Genomic DNA, 14,874 nt, shown 5'->3' with positions numbered 1-14,874 from the left:
ACCAGCCATTTTAGCCGGTCTTGGGCCTTATTTGCTTGCGGGCACCGCCACCCACTGGGTCTGCTCGCCACGACGCACCAGCAGGCCGACCGCGCGGCCCTTGTCCAGCTTGCCGACCAGCTCGGCGAACTGCTTGGCGCCAGTGACGTCGGTGTCGTTCAGGGCCAACACAATGTCGCCTTCCTGCAGGCCGGCCTTGGCCGCGGCGCCTTCGGCGACCTTGACCTGCACGCCGCCCTTGATGCGCAGCTTCTTCTGCACGTCGGCGGGCACGTCGATCACGCCCAGGCCCAGCGCGTTGGTGACTTCCGGCGCCGGCGGCGTACCCTTCTTGCCCGGGGCGGCCTTGTCGACCGGAATCTCGCCGACCTTGACCGACAGGGTCATCTTCTTGCCCTTGCGCCACACTTCCATGTCGGCGCGCGTGCCCGGCTTGGTTTCGCCGACGATGCGCGGCAGATCGGACCAGCGCTTGATCGGTTCCTTGTTGAAGGTCAGGATCACGTCGCCGGGCTGCACGCCCGCCTGTTCGGCCGGACCGTCCGCCTCGACGCTGCTGACCAGCGCGCCTTCGGCCTTGGGCAGGCCGATGGCCTCGGCCACGTCCTTGCCGACTTCGCCGATCTGCACGCCGACGCGGCCGCGCGTGACCTTGCCGGTGGCGCGCAACTGGTCGACCACCCGCATCGCTTCGTCGATCGGGATGGCCAGCGAGATGCCCATGAAGCCGCCGCTGCGCGAGATGATCTGGGAGTTGATGCCCACGACCTCGCCCGCCAGGTTGATCAGCGGACCGCCCGAGTTGCCCGGGTTGACCGCCACGTCCGTCTGGATGAACGGCAGGTATTCACCGGTATCGCGGCCGATGGCGCTGACGATGCCCGAGGTCACGGTGGAATCCAGGCCGAACGGCGAGCCGATCGCCAGCACCCACTGGCCCTTCTTCAGTTTCTTGGGATCGCCGATCACCAGCGGCGTCATGTCCTTGGCTTCGATCTTGATCAGCGCCACGTCGGTGCGCTCGTCGGTGCCGATGACCTTGGCCTTGAACTCGCGGCCGTCAGTGAGGGTGACATAGATGTCGGTTGCATCGCTGACCACGTGATTGTTGGTCATGATGTAGCCGTCATCCGAGATGAAGAAGCCCGAGCCCACGCCGCGCGGCACGGTGCGCTCTTCGGGCTGCTGCGGCTGCGGACGCTGGCGCGGATTGGGCGACTGCTGGCCCGGCGGCTGGAAATCGGGGCCGAAGAACCAGCGGAACAGCTCCGCCGGGTCGTTGCCGCCCGGACCCACGCCACGGATCGGCACGGTGGCGGTGGTGCGGATGTTGACGACCGCCGGGTCGGCTTTTTCAATGATGCCGGTGAAGTCAGGCAACGCCACCGTCGGCGTGGGCGTTTCGGCCGCGGGGGTCTGCGCCTGCGAGACGGGCGCGAAGGCGGCCGACATCAAGAGCCCCGCCGTCGCGGCCGCCAGGAAGCGGCGCAGGCCGGGGTTCGACACCATCATTGCTTTCATAGATTGCTCCGAAATCACTTCTTGCCGCAGAGGCCGCTCACTGCTTGGAGCCGGCCGCCGGAGCGTTCGCCACGGGTACGTATTCAGTCGCTTCCGCCAATTGTTCCAGCGTCGCCACGGGCACTTCGCCCACGGCCGTCAGCCAGTAATCGGCGATGCGGGTGCCATAGACGGTAATCGATCCACGCTGCGCCGCGCCAGGGGGCGGATGATGGCCGCGCTGGCTGTCGTAGGGTTCGATGAACACCGAGATGGCCGCCAGGCCATCGGACAGCACCATCTGGTTGACCGTCGCGCCGCGCCCCATCGAGCGCGCCACCTGCATGACCACCGTGAATCCCTTGGGCGCCGGAATGCGCCATCCCAGGGCCCCCAGGTCGACCGTCTTCATGGAGGGCTCGAGCACCTTCCAGTCGCGCGTGTTCCAGCGCGACGACAGCGACTTGGGATCGACCTCGGCGCCCAGGCGCAGCGAGGTGAACGACACCTGCTCGACCACGCCGCGGGCGGCGTTGAGGGTCTGGGCCTTCAGCAGGAGATTGGTTTCGACGTCGGCACAGAGGCGATAGCCATAGCGCAACTTGTCCAGCGGCTCGATAGTGATCAGGCGGCATTCACGCCCGGCGACGCGGTGCAGCGCCGACTCGGTGCGGATCTTGTAGTGCTCGGTCAGGTTGGCCGGGTCGCCCAGCAGCAGGCCGGGAAAGCGGTCGCCGCGGCGACGCTCGATCAGGACCGTCTTGCGCTCGGGGATCAGGCACTGCACGTCTTCGTTGTGCCGCAGGTATTCGCGCGGCTGCCCGTCCAGGATCTCGAGACGCTCGCGCTCGCCGGTGCCGTCCAGGACGTGCACCAGGCGCGACGACTGGATCATCTCGCCCTGTTGATACATGAACACGCCGGCGTAGTCCTGCTTGCGCGCGGCCTGCTGGATGCGCGAAAGCAGTTGCACCACGTCATCGCCCTGCTGGGCGGGGGCGGCGTCGGCGGCGCGCGCGGGATCATGCGCGGCCAGGAATGCGGTCAGGAGCGTAGCGGCGAACCAGCCGGCGCGGTGGGCTTGCCACGAGGCAGCCCGTCCCAGCACCGGCCAACGGGTCGGAAGCACCAGGGCCATCAGCGCCCCGCCCCGACGTCGAACGACACCTGACGGACCGCGCTGGGGCCGGCCATCTGGCGATGGGCCTCCAGGTAGTCGCTCAGGCCCGACGTATCGGCGTTGCCGCTCAGGCTGGCGTCGGCCAGCACGCGCGTCTCGGTGCCGGGGGAACCGCCCGCCAGATACGGCTGGGCGACCCAGGCCACCGTGGCGACCGCGGCCGCCACCGCCAAGCCGGACAGGCCCAGGCGCAGCGGCGAACGGCGCCGCGGCGCGGCCACGATCGGCAGTTCGGCATCCAGCGCCCGCGACAGGCGGGCGTGGAAGTTCGCGCTGGGCGTCAGCGCCAGGTCGGTGTTGCGCAGGGCATCACCGATCAGATGATAGGTATCCCAGGTCTGTCGCCCTTCGCGGGTCAACAGGCCGGAGAGAATATCGTCGGTTTCTTCCCCGTCCATCCAGGCGGAAACGGATTCCTCCCAGGCGGCTTCGGAAGAAACGACGGACTTGGCTGCTGTAGTCTGCATGACTGCCACTCCTTACCAGCGACGCTCGGCATCGGTGCCAAGCAATGGGCGCAACTTGGTCGCGATGGCTTCTCGCGCACGGAAAATGCGGGAGCGCACCGTACCAATGGGGCAGTCCATGCTCTGGGCGATGTCTTCGTAACTCATACCTTCGATTTCACGCAGGACGATTGCGGTGCGCAATTCCTCGGGCAATTCCTCGATGGCCGCGTTCACCGTCTCGGCGATCTCGCGGCTGGCAACCATGGACTCCGGCGTGCTTATATCGGTTAGGTTGTCGGTTTCGTTAAAAGTTTCACCGTCTTCCGTTTCTATCGCGTTGGGCGCGCTCGGCCTGCGCCCCTGGGAGGCGAGCCAATTGCGGGCCGTATTGATGGCGATACGATACAACCAGGTGTAGAACGCGCTCTCGCCCCGGAACTGGGGCAAGGCCCGGTAGGCCTTGATGAACGCTTCCTGGGCCACGTCCTCGATCTCGGCGGGGTCGCGGATCATGCGGGCCAGCAGACGGAGAATCTTGCGCTGGTACTTGAGCACCAGCAGGTCGAAGGCCTTCTTGTCGCCCCGCTGGACGCGCGCGACAAGCTCGGCGTCGACTTCGCGCTCGCTCATGTGGCCTCCCGCAGGCGGACCGTCGGGGGCGTTCGCCGCGCCGCGCCGGCCAGCAGGCACAGGCGCCGCCAGTCGTCGGATCGCAACGTCGGTTGCCAGACGGTGAAAGTTACATTGTGGTCGTTAAAGGCCATACTCCCGGGGGGCAAGGGCTGCAGGGTGAGCGAAAGCCACGCCGGTCCGCGTCGCTGTTGCACCAGCGCCGCATCCCGCCAACCGCCCGGCAGGCGCACCTGCCAGCGGCCGCCACCGGCCGCCGTGCGCAGGGCCGATACCGGGGACAGGCTGCGACGGGTCGAGTGTAACAGCCCCGCCGCCAGCGCCAATGACATCAGCACGGCGCCGGCCGTCCAGGCCGTGCCGTGCCAGGAGGCGGCGGTGACGAGGCTGGCAGCCGCGGCGGCCAGCCCCAGGCCCGGCAACGCCACGACGCCGCGTGGCCGCAGGACGGGCACGCGAAACGTCCAGCGCCCCTGGCCCGGGCCTTCCAAATCAGACCCGGCGAACGGCCATCGAGCCGTTGGTGCCGCCGAAGCCGAACGAGTTGGACAGGCCGACGTCGATCTTCATCTGCCGCGCCTCGTTGGCGCAGTAGTCCAGGTCGCATTCCGGATCCTGGTTGAAGATGTTGATGGTCGGGGGCGAGACCTGGTTGTAGACCGCCAGGGTCGTGAACACCGCCTCGATCCCGCCAGCCGCGCCCAGCAGGTGGCCGGTCATGGACTTGGTCGAGTTCACCACCAGCTTCTTGGCATGGTCGCCGAACGCCAGCTTGAGCGCGTCGCTCTCGTTCTTGTCGCCCAGGGGCGTCGAGGTGCCGTGCGCGTTGACGTACTGGATGTCTTCCAGGTTCAGGCCGCCGTTGCGCAGCGCGTTGACGATGCCGCGGCGCGGGCCGTCCTTGTCGGGAGCCGTGATGTGATGCGCGTCGGAGCTCATGCCGTAGCCGGCGAACTCGCCATAGATGCGCGCGCCGCGCTTCTTGGCGTGTTCGTATTCTTCCAGCACCAGCACGCCGGCGCCCTCGCCCAGCACGAAGCCGTCGCGGTCGCGGTCCCAGGGACGCGAAGCCGTCTGAGGATCATCGTTGCGGGTCGACAGCGCGCGCATCGCGGCGAAACCGCCGATGCCCAGCGGCGACACGGTCGACTCGGCGCCGCCGGCCAGCATGACGTCGGCATCGCCGTACTCGATCAGGCGGGCCGCGTCGCCGATGCAGTGCAGGCCCGTGGTGCAGGCCGACACGACGGCGTAGCTGGGACCCTTCATGCCATAGGCGATGGACAGGTGGCCGGAGATCAGGTTGATCAGCGAACCCGGCACGAAGAACGGCGAGATCCGGCGCGGACCCTTGGCCATGTATTCGACCTGGGTTTCCTCGATGCGCGGCAGGCCGCCGATGCCCGAGCCAACGATCACGCCGATGCGCTCGGCGTTGGCTTCGGTGACTTCAAGGCCGCTGTCGCGCCAGGCCTGCATCCCGGCGGCCAGGCCGTAATGGATGAAGGTATCCATCTGGCGGGCTTCTTTGCTCGAGATATAGGCGCTGACGTCGAAGTCCTTGACTTCGCCGGCAATGTGCGTGGTGATGGCCGAGGGATCGAAACGGGAGATGCGGCTGATGCCAGAACGTCCGTTGACGATATTGTCCCAAGCGGTGGTCAGGTCGTTGCCAACGGGCGAAACGATACCAAGGCCAGTGATGACGACACGTCGCTTCACGGATGACTCCTCAAACAGACAAAAGAAAGGCGGTTTTCGGGATGCACTGCGCGTGCGGAACACGCAATAGCGGGATGGGCGTCAATGCCCTTCCCGCGCGTGGACCACACGGCAAATTCCTGAAACCGCCCCGGTTCCCGGCTGGCCCCGGACGTGGGGCAACCGGAAGGATATAGGCTGAGCTTACTGCTTACCGTTCGAATTGATGTAATCAATCGCTTGTTGCACGGTCGTGATCTTTTCGGCCTCTTCGTCGGGGATCTCGGTCTCGAATTCGTCTTCGAGCGCCATGACCAGTTCGACCATGTCGAGCGAATCGGCACCGAGGTCGTCAAGGAAGGAGGATTCGTTCTTGATCTCGGCTTCGTTCACGCCAAGTTGTTCAGCGACGATCTTCTTGACGCGCTGTTCGATGCTTTCCATGCAGATCTCCAAATGGGAAAAATCCCGCGAATTATAGCCAAGCGCAGAGTACTGCAAACGCCAGGCCGTGACAAAAATAACACCGCGCACTTTGATCTGTCGCCCGCCGGGCGCAGGAAAACCGGTGTGCGGCGTTTCCGGATGAACCGCGCGTTGCCGTGCCGGTATCCCGGCGCGAGCGCGCGTTTCGTGACTTATTGCATGTACATCCCGCCGTTGACGTGCAGGGTGGTGCCGGTAATGTAACCCGCCTGCGGCCCGGACAAAAAGGCCACCGCATGGGCGATGTCCGTGGGCGAACCCAGCCGGCCCAGCGGAATCTGCTGCAGCAGCGCGGCGGTCTGGTTCTCGCCCAGCGCGCGCGTCATGTCGGTATCGATGAAGCCCGGCGCGACGCAATTGACGGTGATGTTGCGGCTGCCCAGCTCGCGCGCCAGGGCGCGCGACATGCCGGCGACGCCAGCCTTGGCGGCGGCGTAGTTGGCCTGGCCGGCATTGCCGCTGGAACCCACCACGGAGGTGACGTTGATGATGCGTCCCCAACGGGCCTTCATCATGTTGCGCAGCACGGCGCGCGACAGGCGAAAGACCGATGCCAGGTTGGTGTCGATGACGGCGGACCAGTCGTCGTCTTTCATGCGCATTGCCAGCGTATCGCGGGTGATGCCTGCGTTATTGACGAGGATGTGCGGACCGCCGCCTTCCTTGCCGAGCGCGTCGATGAGCGCGTCGCAGGCTTCGGCGTTGGTCACGTCCAGCACCACGCCACGGCCGCCGAACGGCGCCAGCGCTTCGGTGATGGCGGCGGCGCCGGATTCGGAGGTGGCGGTGCCGACGACCACCGCGCCACGCGCGGCCAGTTCCTGGGCGATGGCGCGGCCGATGCCGCGCGTCGCGCCGGTGACCAGGGCGATCTTGCCCTGCAGTTCGATCGAGGTGTTTTCCATGGTCTTAATTTCCGTTGACCGCGGCCAGCGCGGCCTCAAGCGAGGCCGGATCCGTGATGGCCAGGCCGGTGAGCTCGGGGTCGATGCGTTTGGTCAGGCCGGTCAGCACCTTGCCGGGACCGCACTCGATGACGTGGGTCACGCCCTGCGCCTTCATGGCGCGCAGCGTTTCGACCCAACGCACAGGATGCCATGCCTGGCGCACCAGCGCATCCCGGATTGCCCCGGGTTCCACCGGCGAGGCGACATCGACGTTGTTGATGACCGGCACCTGGGGCGCCGAGACCGTCACCGCGGCCAGCGCGCCGGCCAGCACATCGGCGGCGGGCTTGAGCAGGCTGGAGTGGAACGGCGCGGACACCGGCAGCAGCAGCGCGCGCTTGGCGCCCGCGGCCTTGGCCAGTTCGCAGGCGCGCTCGACCGCGCCCTTGTGGCCGGCGATCACGACTTGCGCCGGCGCGTTGTAGTTGACGGCTTCGACCACTTCGCCCTGGGCCGCGGCGGCGCAAGCGGCGCGCACGGCATCATCGTCCAGGCCGAGAATGGCGGCCATGGCGCCAGTGCCGACGGGCACCGCGGCCTGCATGGCGTCGGCGCGCACGCGCACCAGGCGCACCGCGTCTTCCAGCGCCAGCGAGCCGGCGGCCGTCAGCGCGGCGTATTCGCCCAGGCTGTGGCCGGCGACGACATCGGGATTGCGGCCGCCCGCCGCGCGCCAGGCCGCGAAGAACGCGGCACCGGCCGTCAGCATGGCGGGTTGGGTGTTGGTGGTCAGGTTGAGCTGTTCGATCGGGCCCTGCGCGATCAGCGCGCCCAGGTCCTGGCCCAGCGCCTGCGAGGCGCGCGCCACGGTATCGGTCACGGCGGCGACGTCGGCCCAGGCATCCAGCATGCCGACTGCCTGCGAACCCTGGCCAGGAAAGACAAAAGCGATTTTCATGTTCGACCGTGTGGAGTGATTCTGAGTCTGTGGAATGTCGGGCGCGACATCCGGGCGGGCGCGGCGATCCGCGTCCCGGCCGGACACGCCCTTACATGCGGGCCAGTACCGAACCCCAGGTGAATCCGCCGCCCACGCCCTGCATCAGCACGAGCTGGCCCGGCTTGACGCGGCCATCGCGGCGCGCGGCGTCAAGCGCCAACGGCACGCTGGCAGCGGAGGTATTGGCATGGCTGTCGACGGTGATGACCACCTTCTCGACCGGCACGGCAAGCTTGCGCGCCAGGAAATTCAGGATGCGGACGTTGGCCTGGTGCGGCACCAGCCAATCGACTTCGCTGATATCGACGCCGGCTTCGGCGCAGGTATCGCGGGCGGAGCGGTCCAGCACCGTGACGGCCTGCTTGAACACGGCCTGGCCGTCCATGCGCAGGAACGGATCGCCGGTGACGTCGCCATAGGCCACGTTGCCCGCGGCGCTGAGGATCTTCATCTGGCTGCCGTCGGCATGCAGCTGGGCGGCCAGGATGCCGGGCTTGTCGGAAGCCTTGAGCACCACCGCGCCGGCGCCGTCGCCGAACAGCACGCAGGTGCTGCGGTCGTTCCAGTCGAGGATGCGCGAGAACACTTCGGCGCCGATCACCAGGGCGCAACGCGCGCGGCCGGCACGGATGAAGCTGTCGGCGGTGGTCAGGGCATAGACGAAGCCGCTGCACACGGCCTGCACGTCGAAGGCCGCGGAGCCCTTGGCGCCCAGGTTGGCCTGCACCAGGCAGGCGGTGCTGGGAAACACGAAGTCGGGCGTGGACGTGGCCAGCACGATCAGGTCGACCTCGGAGGCGTCGACACCCGCGTCGGCCAGCGCGCGGCGCGAGGCCTCGGTCGCCAGCTGGCTGGTGGTAACGCCGCGCTCGGCCAGGTGGCGCTGGCGGATGCCCGTGCGCTCGACGATCCACTCGTCGGAGGTGGCGATATCGCGCGTCGCCAGTTCCGCAGCCAGGGCGTCATTCGAAACCACGCGTTCCGGCAGGAAGCTGCCGGTGCCCGCGATCACGGAATATTTCATTGCGGTATCCATCAAGCGGTGTCTCCAGCCGCGCCCGGCTCGAGCGCCGGAGCACCCGAGGCAGACTGGACGCGCTGGTTGAGCTGCGCGACCGTCTGTGCGGTGCGCTCCAGCAGTTTACTCACGACGGCTTCGCGCGCCCGTTGCAGCGCGAAGCCGAAGGCGTAGACATCAGCCGAGCCGTGGCTCTTGATGACCACGCCACGCAGGCCCAGCAACGCCGCGCCGTTGTAGCGGCGGTTGTCGACTCGGTTGCGCAAGCGGTTCAGCACCGGCTTGGCCAGGGCGCCGGCCAGCAGCGTGATCAGGTTGCGTTTGAACTCTTCGCGGATGACGCTGGACAACATCTTGGCCAGGCCTTCCACGGACTTGAGCACGACGTTGCCGACGAAACCGTCGCAGACGACGACGTCGACCGTGCCCTTGAAGATGTCATTGCCTTCCACGTTGCCGTAGAAGTTCAGGGGACTGGCGCGCAGAAGCTCGGCGGCTTCCTTGACGACCTCGTTGCCCTTGATGACCTCTTCGCCGATGTTGAGCAAGCCCACGGTGGGGTTGTCGCGATGGTCCACCGCCTGCGACAGCGCGGCGCCCATGATGGCGAATTGCAGCAGGTGCTCGGCCGTGCAGTCCACATTCGCGCCGAGGTCCAGCACCGTGGTGGCGCGGCCCGTCTGGTTCGGTATGGACGTGGCGATCGCGGGCCGGTCGATGCCGTCCAGCGTCTTGAGCACATAGCGTGAAATGGCCATCCACGCGCCGGTGTTGCCCGCGGAAACGCAGGCGTCGGCGTTCCCGTCCTTGACGGACTGGGCGGCCAGGCGCATGGAGGAGTCTTTTTTGCGGCGCAGGGCGACCTCGACCGGGTCGTCCATGGTGACGACTTCGGAAGCCGCCACGATCTCGAAGCGATCACGCTCGACGCCGCGGTGCTCGGAGAGCGCCGCTTCGATGGCGTCGGGAAGCCCGACCAGCAATAGCCGGGTATCCGGAAATTGCCGGGCGAACTCGATCGCAGCCGGAATCGTGACGGGCAGACCGAAGTCTCCGCCCATACAGTCTATGGCGATGCGTATCACGGGTGCCAGGTATCAGCGCTCAGCCGAATTGGTCCGAGTACGAGTTCGGCCCGGGGGCCTTATTCGTCGGCCTTGGTCTTCAGGACCTTGCGGCCACGGTAGAAGCCGTTGGGGCTGATGTGGTGACGCAGGTGCGTTTCGCCCGTGGTCGGTTCGATAGCCGTCGACGGATTCACCAGAAAATCGTGCGAGCGGTGCATACCGCGCTTGGACGGGGACTTCTTGTTTTGTTGAACAGCCATGATGACTCCTAGAAACGGGGCGCATTGTACGCGATGCGGCCCGATGTTGATCTCAATCTTTGTGCTTCAGTTGTTCCAGCACCGCAAACGGCGACGGACGCTTGACAACGGGCTCTTGGGGAGCTTCGTTGTCCTTGGCCTGCGCGCCCGGGCATACATCATGCTTGGGCACATACGGAACGCTCAGAATGAGCTCATCTTCGATCTGGGCCAACAGATCGAAATGATGCGAACCCACCACCTTTTCAGGCTGGTTGGACACAAAACCTTCTCCTGCGTTTCCTGCTTCCTCGCCGTCCTCATCCTCGTCGTCGATACCCGCGGCGTGATCGCCGGAGGCAAAGCCGTCGTCGAGGTCGGCTTCGGACTTGACCAGTTGCAGCAGGACCTCGCTGTCCACCGGATAGGCGAACGGCTCATTGCACCGCTGACACACCACGACCGGATTCGCCTGCACATGAATGCGCAGGAGCGGCTGACCCAGCAGCAGCCCGGCCCTGCCCATCTCGCCGCGCACGGACCACGTCACGAGGCCGGCCTCACCCGCCGGTTGCTCGGGAAGTCCGTCAACCGCGCGCGTCAACCGCACAAGAGGTATGGTGCCTTGCGCTTCCTTGCCCGAATGGGCGAATGCGAATGCGTCGATGGGCTTGATGTTCTGTCCTTTCGCACGAGGCCGCCGGGCATGCGCATTCGCGCACAACCTGCTCATCCCGTGCATTCGCGGCCATCCCAGGGCGTCAAACCGATGACTGACGCGGGGTTGCGCCCCGCCCCTTAAGTGGGGGTTGCGCCCCGCCCAAAAGTCATGCTGCCCTGCAAAAATGCCGCAAAACGTTAGATAATACTGTGACTTAAGTCCCAGCGTCAAATATCGCATGCCCTCACAACCCAGCCTGATCCTCGCTTCCAGCTCGCGCTACCGCAAAGAACTGCTCAGCCGCCTGCGCCTGCCCTTTACCGCCATTTCGCCGGATGTGGACGAAACGCCACAACCGGGCGAATCCCCCGAGGCGCTGGCGCTGCGCCTGTCGGTCGCCAAGGCCATGGTGGTGGCGTCCGCGCACCCGGGCAGCATCGTGATCGGCTCGGACCAGGTGGCGACCGTGGACGGCCAGCCCATCGGCAAGCCCGGCGATTTTACGCGCGCCCAGGCGCAATTGCGGGCACTTTCCGGGCAGATCGTGGAATTTCACAGCGCGTTGGCGGTCACGGACGGCCAACGGGTGGAGAAAGCCGACATCGTCACGCGCTGCCGTTTCCGGCGCCTGTCCGACCACGCCATCGACGCCTATCTGCGCGCCGAGGAACCCTACGATACCGCAGGCAGCGCCAAGGCGGAAAGCCTGGGCATCGCCCTGATGGAAAGCATCCAGAGCGACGATCCGACCGCCATCATCGGCCTGCCGCTGATCGCCCTGACCACCATGCTGGCCGGGTTCGGACTCGACCCGCTGGCGGCGCCGGGAGCGCCCGCATGAGCGGCTCGCTGCACCTGATCCCCGTCGGGCTGGGCGAGGCCGCCCCGGAAAGCTGGCTGCCCGCCGACGCACGCGCCCGGGCCGGCAGCCTGGACACCTATATCGCCGAGAACGCCAAGACGGCGCGCGCCTTCCTCAAGCAGGTGGGCACCACCCGGCCGCTGCAGGAAATCACCATCCACACACTCAGCGACAAGACCGACGCCGCCGAGATCGGCGCCTGGCTCGAGCCGGTGCGCCGTGGCGCCGACATCGGCCTGGTATCCGAAGCCGGCTGCCCGGCGGTCGCCGACCCCGGCGCCAAGGTGGTGGACGCCGCCCACCGGCTCGGCATCACCGTCAAGCCCTGGGTCGGCCCCTCTTCCATCCTGCTGGGCCTGATGGCCAGCGGCCTGGACGGCCAGCGCTTCGCCTTCCACGGCTACGCGCCCGTGGACGCCGGCGAACGCGCCAGGCAGCTCAAGGCCTGGGAACAGCACTCCGCCCGCCACAACCAGACGCAGTTGCTGATCGAGACCCCCTACCGCAACGCCGCCATGTTCGCGACGCTGCTGGCCAGCCTGAAGGGCGACACCAAGCTGTGCGTGGCCCGCGCGCTGACCACCGCCGACGAATGGATCGCCACGCGCACCATCGCCGACTGGAAAAAGCAGCCCGCGCCGCAGCTGGACAAGATGCCCACCCTGTTCCTGTACCTGGCGCGCTGACCATGATCCGATTTGCCGCAGTATTCCTGGCCCTCGCGGCCCTGGCCGGGTGCGCCCAGCGCGGCCCCGCGGGCCTGGACCTGGACACCTCGGTCACCGCGGTCAGCCAGAGCAGCCGGGTGCGTTTCGTCGTGGTGCACTACACCTCGACCGACGACGCCGTGTCGATGAAGCTGCTGTCGCAGGGCAAGGTCAGCGCCCACTACCTGATCGACACCTCCGGCCGCGCCCACCGGCTGGTCGACGAGACCCGCGCCGCCTGGCACGCCGGCGAAAGCGCCTGGTATGGCCTGAACGCCATGAACAGCACCTCGATCGGCATCGAGATCGTCAACCCGGGCTGGACCGATGGCACCGACGGCAAGCCGCAGTGGCATGCCTACGGCGACCGGCAAATCCGCGCCCTGACCCTCCTGCTGCGCGACGTCATCCAGCGCAACGGCATCACGCCCGAGAACGTGGTCGGCCACAGCGACATCGCGCCCCAGCGCAAGGTAGACCCGGGCCCGCTGTTCCCCTGGAAGCAACTGGCCGCGGCCGGCATCGGCCGCTGGTACGACGAAGCCGGCGCCGCCGCGCACCTGGCGCGCCTGCAGGCGCAGGGCACGCCCGAGGTCGCCTGGTTCCAGCAACAGCTGCAGCGGCTGGGCTACACCACGCCGCGGAACGGCACGCTGGATCGCGCCACCATCAATGTGCTGGCGGCGTTCCAGATGCACTACCGCCCCGCCCTGCACGATGGCCAGCCGGACGCCGAGACCGCGGCGATCATGCTGGCCATGCTGTAACCGGACGGCGCGCGCCGCTCACCCGGGGCGGCGGCGCCACCAGGCGGCCAGCCGCCAGCCCAGCAGCAGCGCCAGCACCGCGGCATACAGGATCGGCTGCGACAGGTCGTTCTTGCCGGCCTTGTGCCACCAGTAGTGCAGCACCGCCAGCAGGCCGATCAGGTAGATGGCGCGGTGCAGTTGCTGCCAGCGCCTGCCCATCTTGCGCATGGCCCACTGGGTGGAGGTGGCCGCCAGCGCCGCCATCAGCACGAAGGCGGCGAAGCCCACGGTGATGAAGGGCCGTTCGCCGATGTCCTGCAGCATGGCGGCCGGATCGAAGCCGCGGTCCCACCAGACCCAGGCCATGAAATGCATGGCGCCATAGAAAAACGCGAACAGGCCGCACATGCGGCGCAGGCGCACCAGCGCCGGCTGGCCGGTCAGGCGCCGCAGCGGCGTGATCGCCAGCGTCACGAGCAGGCACACCAGCGTCCAGGTGCCCGACGAGCGCGTCAGGAATTCCACCGGATTGGCGGTCAGACCGTTGGTGAAGCCCAGCCAGACCCAGCGCGCGAACGGCGCCAGGCCCAGCAGGAACAGCCAGGGCTTGACGCGTCCGACCGCGCGCGCCGACCACTGCGGCTTGCGCGGCGCGGCCACGGCGACGCCATCAGCCACGGGCGGCTTCAATAGTTGGCCTTCAGGTCCATGCCCTGGTAGAGCGACGCGACCTGATCGGCATAACCGTTGAACATCAAGGTCTTGCGCTTGGGCGTGAACAGGCCGTCCTCGCCGATGCGGCGCTCGGTGGCCTGGCTCCAGCGCGGATGCGGCACGGTCGGATTGACGTTGGCATAGAAGCCGTATTCCTGCGGCGCGGCCTTGATCCACGAGGACACCGGCTGCTTTTCCACCAGGCGGATCTTGACCAGCGACTTGCCCGACTTGAAGCCATACTTCCAGGGCACGGCCAGCCGCAGCGGCGCGCCGTTCTGGTTGGGCAGCACCTTGCCGTAGACGCCGAACACCAGCATGGCCAGCGGGTGCATGGCTTCGTCGATGCGCAGGCCCTCGACATAGGGCCAGTCGAGGATGGCGGCGCGCACGCCCGGCATGTTCTCGCGCTGCACGGCGGTGACGAATTCCACGTACTTGGCATTGCCGGTGGGCTCGACCTGCTTGAGCAGCGCCGACAGCGAATAGCCGACCCACGGGATGACCATGGACCAGCCCTCGACGCAGCGCAGCCGGTAGACGCGCTCTTCCATGGGCGCCAGCTTGAGCAGCTCGTCGATATCGAAGGTGCGCGGCTTGCCGACTTCGCCCTCGACGCTGACCGTCCAGGGGCGGGTCTGCAGTTTGCCGGCGTTGGACGCGGGCTCGCCCTTGTCGACGCCGAATTCGTAGTAGTTGTTGTACGACGTGATATCAGCGAAGGACGTCTGCTTGTCCATGACGCTGAGCGCGGCGTTGGACTGGCCCGCCAGGGCGCCAGCGCCCGCGCCCTGGGCGAAGGCGGAGCGTGCCGCCCAGCCCGGCAGCCCCAGCCCCGCCGCCGCCACGCTGGCGCGCAGGATCAGGTCGCGGCGCGACCGCCAGACGGCCTCGGTCGTGATGTCGGACGGAACGATGTCATCGGGCTTGCGTATCAACATGGGAATCTCCTGGGGGCCGGCGCGTGGATCCGCATCGCGACGACGCCCACGCCTGAACGGTAGACGTTTCGCGACCCCATGAT

Annotated in this window: 18 protein-coding genes; 3 read left to right on the top strand and 15 right to left on the bottom strand. The window is 67.2% G+C overall.

Annotated features, from left to right (window positions below; all coding sequences use genetic code 11):
* Positions 1-27 precede the first annotated feature (27 nt).
* The 13 genes from AC1HFW_RS00585 to AC1HFW_RS00525 form a co-directional block, all read right to left on the bottom strand.
* The gene (locus tag AC1HFW_RS00585) at positions 28-1,521 is read right to left on the bottom strand and encodes a DegQ family serine endoprotease (RefSeq protein WP_061072167.1); all 1,494 of its coding nucleotides are present in this window, start codon (positions 1,519-1,521) and stop codon (positions 28-30) included.
* A gap of 37 nt (positions 1,522-1,558) precedes the next feature.
* Complete coding sequence (locus tag AC1HFW_RS00580) at positions 1,559-2,638, bottom strand: MucB/RseB C-terminal domain-containing protein (RefSeq protein WP_006393483.1); 1,080 nt, start codon at positions 2,636-2,638, stop codon at positions 1,559-1,561.
* Positions 2,638-3,147 (bottom strand): sigma-E factor negative regulatory protein, encoded by a 510-nt coding sequence (locus tag AC1HFW_RS00575; RefSeq protein ID WP_479281519.1) that lies wholly within the window; start codon positions 3,145-3,147, stop codon positions 2,638-2,640. Before AC1HFW_RS00575 ends, AC1HFW_RS00580 begins: the two co-directional genes overlap by 1 nt.
* Before the next feature lie 12 nt (positions 3,148-3,159).
* Positions 3,160-3,759: an RNA polymerase sigma factor RpoE gene (gene rpoE / locus AC1HFW_RS00570; protein WP_006389292.1), complete on the bottom strand. Its 600-nt coding sequence runs from the start codon at positions 3,757-3,759 to the stop codon at positions 3,160-3,162.
* Positions 3,756-4,214, bottom strand: a complete 459-nt coding sequence (locus AC1HFW_RS00565) for a hypothetical protein (protein WP_241073860.1) — start codon at positions 4,212-4,214, stop codon at positions 3,756-3,758. The genes rpoE and AC1HFW_RS00565 overlap by 4 nt, the downstream gene beginning before the upstream one ends.
* Before the next feature lie 37 nt (positions 4,215-4,251).
* Positions 4,252-5,481 carry a beta-ketoacyl-ACP synthase II gene (fabF, locus tag AC1HFW_RS00560; protein WP_006393480.1) on the bottom strand — a complete coding sequence of 410 codons (1,230 nt, stop codon included), beginning with the start codon at positions 5,479-5,481 and terminating at the stop codon, positions 4,252-4,254.
* A gap of 183 nt (positions 5,482-5,664) precedes the next feature.
* Positions 5,665-5,904: an acyl carrier protein gene (acpP, locus tag AC1HFW_RS00555; protein WP_005012191.1), complete on the bottom strand. Its 240-nt coding sequence runs from the start codon at positions 5,902-5,904 to the stop codon at positions 5,665-5,667.
* Between the two features lie 194 nt (positions 5,905-6,098).
* Complete coding sequence (fabG, locus tag AC1HFW_RS00550) at positions 6,099-6,851, bottom strand: 3-oxoacyl-ACP reductase FabG (RefSeq protein WP_006393479.1); 753 nt, start codon at positions 6,849-6,851, stop codon at positions 6,099-6,101.
* A gap of 4 nt (positions 6,852-6,855) precedes the next feature.
* The gene (fabD, locus tag AC1HFW_RS00545; protein ID WP_198485141.1) at positions 6,856-7,791 is read right to left on the bottom strand and encodes an ACP S-malonyltransferase; all 936 of its coding nucleotides are present in this window, start codon (positions 7,789-7,791) and stop codon (positions 6,856-6,858) included.
* A 91-nt stretch (positions 7,792-7,882) separates the two neighbouring features.
* Positions 7,883-8,869, bottom strand: a complete 987-nt coding sequence (locus AC1HFW_RS00540; protein WP_035360074.1) for a beta-ketoacyl-ACP synthase III — start codon at positions 8,867-8,869, stop codon at positions 7,883-7,885.
* The gene (gene plsX, locus AC1HFW_RS00535) at positions 8,869-9,936 is read right to left on the bottom strand and encodes a phosphate acyltransferase PlsX (RefSeq protein WP_035360073.1); all 1,068 of its coding nucleotides are present in this window, start codon (positions 9,934-9,936) and stop codon (positions 8,869-8,871) included. The genes AC1HFW_RS00540 and plsX overlap by 1 nt, the downstream gene beginning before the upstream one ends.
* A 59-nt stretch (positions 9,937-9,995) precedes the next feature.
* On the bottom strand, positions 9,996-10,178 hold the full coding sequence (gene rpmF / locus AC1HFW_RS00530) for a 50S ribosomal protein L32 (protein ID WP_006389284.1): 183 nt from the start codon (positions 10,176-10,178) through the stop codon (positions 9,996-9,998).
* A gap of 52 nt (positions 10,179-10,230) precedes the next feature.
* On the bottom strand, positions 10,231-10,890 hold the full coding sequence (locus tag AC1HFW_RS00525; protein ID WP_479286444.1) for a YceD family protein: 660 nt from the start codon (positions 10,888-10,890) through the stop codon (positions 10,231-10,233).
* Between the two features lie 166 nt (positions 10,891-11,056).
* Between AC1HFW_RS00525 and AC1HFW_RS00520 the strand changes: the two genes are divergently transcribed.
* From AC1HFW_RS00520 to AC1HFW_RS00510, 3 genes are read left to right on the top strand one after another with little or no spacing between them, the layout of a single operon-like run.
* On the top strand, positions 11,057-11,659 hold the full coding sequence (locus AC1HFW_RS00520) for a Maf-like protein (RefSeq protein ID WP_006393474.1): 603 nt from the start codon (positions 11,057-11,059) through the stop codon (positions 11,657-11,659).
* A complete protein-coding gene (locus tag AC1HFW_RS00515; RefSeq protein ID WP_006393473.1) occupies positions 11,656-12,366 on the top strand; it encodes an SAM-dependent methyltransferase in 711 nt (236 codons plus the stop codon). The genes AC1HFW_RS00520 and AC1HFW_RS00515 overlap by 4 nt, the downstream gene beginning before the upstream one ends.
* A complete protein-coding gene (locus tag AC1HFW_RS00510) occupies positions 12,363-13,154 on the top strand; it encodes an N-acetylmuramoyl-L-alanine amidase (RefSeq protein ID WP_479286442.1) in 792 nt (263 codons plus the stop codon). The genes AC1HFW_RS00515 and AC1HFW_RS00510 overlap by 4 nt, the downstream gene beginning before the upstream one ends.
* A gap of 18 nt (positions 13,155-13,172) precedes the next feature.
* Here the strand turns inward: AC1HFW_RS00510 and msrQ are convergent, their stop codons facing one another.
* Positions 13,173-13,826 carry a protein-methionine-sulfoxide reductase heme-binding subunit MsrQ gene (gene msrQ / locus AC1HFW_RS00505; protein WP_479281518.1) on the bottom strand — a complete coding sequence of 218 codons (654 nt, stop codon included), beginning with the start codon at positions 13,824-13,826 and terminating at the stop codon, positions 13,173-13,175.
* On the bottom strand, positions 13,823-14,791 hold the full coding sequence (gene msrP, locus AC1HFW_RS00500) for a protein-methionine-sulfoxide reductase catalytic subunit MsrP (RefSeq protein ID WP_479281517.1): 969 nt from the start codon (positions 14,789-14,791) through the stop codon (positions 13,823-13,825). The genes msrQ and msrP overlap by 4 nt, the downstream gene beginning before the upstream one ends.
* Positions 14,792-14,874 lie beyond the last annotated feature (83 nt).

The organism is Achromobacter sp. ISS7, from assembly GCF_056523125.1.
This window is presented reverse-complemented; position numbering and strand designations above follow the sequence as displayed.

Bases quoted from the DNA above. Each gene is read 5' to 3' on its own strand.
- fabG (WP_006393479.1), bottom strand. From the start codon at position 6,851: ATGGAAAACACCTCGATCGAACTGCAGGGCAAGATCGCCCTGGTCACC.
- AC1HFW_RS00580 (WP_006393483.1), bottom strand. From the start codon at position 2,638: ATGGCCCTGGTGCTTCCGACCCGTTGGCCGGTGCTGGGACGGGCTGCC.
- msrP (WP_479281517.1), bottom strand. From the start codon at position 14,791: ATGTTGATACGCAAGCCCGATGACATCGTTCCGTCCGACATCACGACC.
- AC1HFW_RS00585 (WP_061072167.1), bottom strand. From the start codon at position 1,521: ATGAAAGCAATGATGGTGTCGAACCCCGGCCTGCGCCGCTTCCTGGCG.
- AC1HFW_RS00575 (WP_479281519.1), bottom strand. From the start codon at position 3,147: ATGCAGACTACAGCAGCCAAGTCCGTCGTTTCTTCCGAAGCCGCCTGG.
- rpoE (WP_006389292.1), bottom strand. From the start codon at position 3,759: ATGAGCGAGCGCGAAGTCGACGCCGAGCTTGTCGCGCGCGTCCAGCGG.
- fabD (WP_198485141.1), bottom strand. From the start codon at position 7,791: ATGAAAATCGCTTTTGTCTTTCCTGGCCAGGGTTCGCAGGCAGTCGGC.
- rpmF (WP_006389284.1), bottom strand. From the start codon at position 10,178: ATGGCTGTTCAACAAAACAAGAAGTCCCCGTCCAAGCGCGGTATGCAC.
- acpP (WP_005012191.1), bottom strand. From the start codon at position 5,904: ATGGAAAGCATCGAACAGCGCGTCAAGAAGATCGTCGCTGAACAACTT.
- AC1HFW_RS00540 (WP_035360074.1), bottom strand. From the start codon at position 8,869: ATGGATACCGCAATGAAATATTCCGTGATCGCGGGCACCGGCAGCTTC.
- AC1HFW_RS00515 (WP_006393473.1), top strand. From the start codon at position 11,656: ATGAGCGGCTCGCTGCACCTGATCCCCGTCGGGCTGGGCGAGGCCGCC.
- AC1HFW_RS00525 (WP_479286444.1), bottom strand. From the start codon at position 10,890: ATGAGCAGGTTGTGCGCGAATGCGCATGCCCGGCGGCCTCGTGCGAAA.
- AC1HFW_RS00520 (WP_006393474.1), top strand. From the start codon at position 11,057: ATGCCCTCACAACCCAGCCTGATCCTCGCTTCCAGCTCGCGCTACCGC.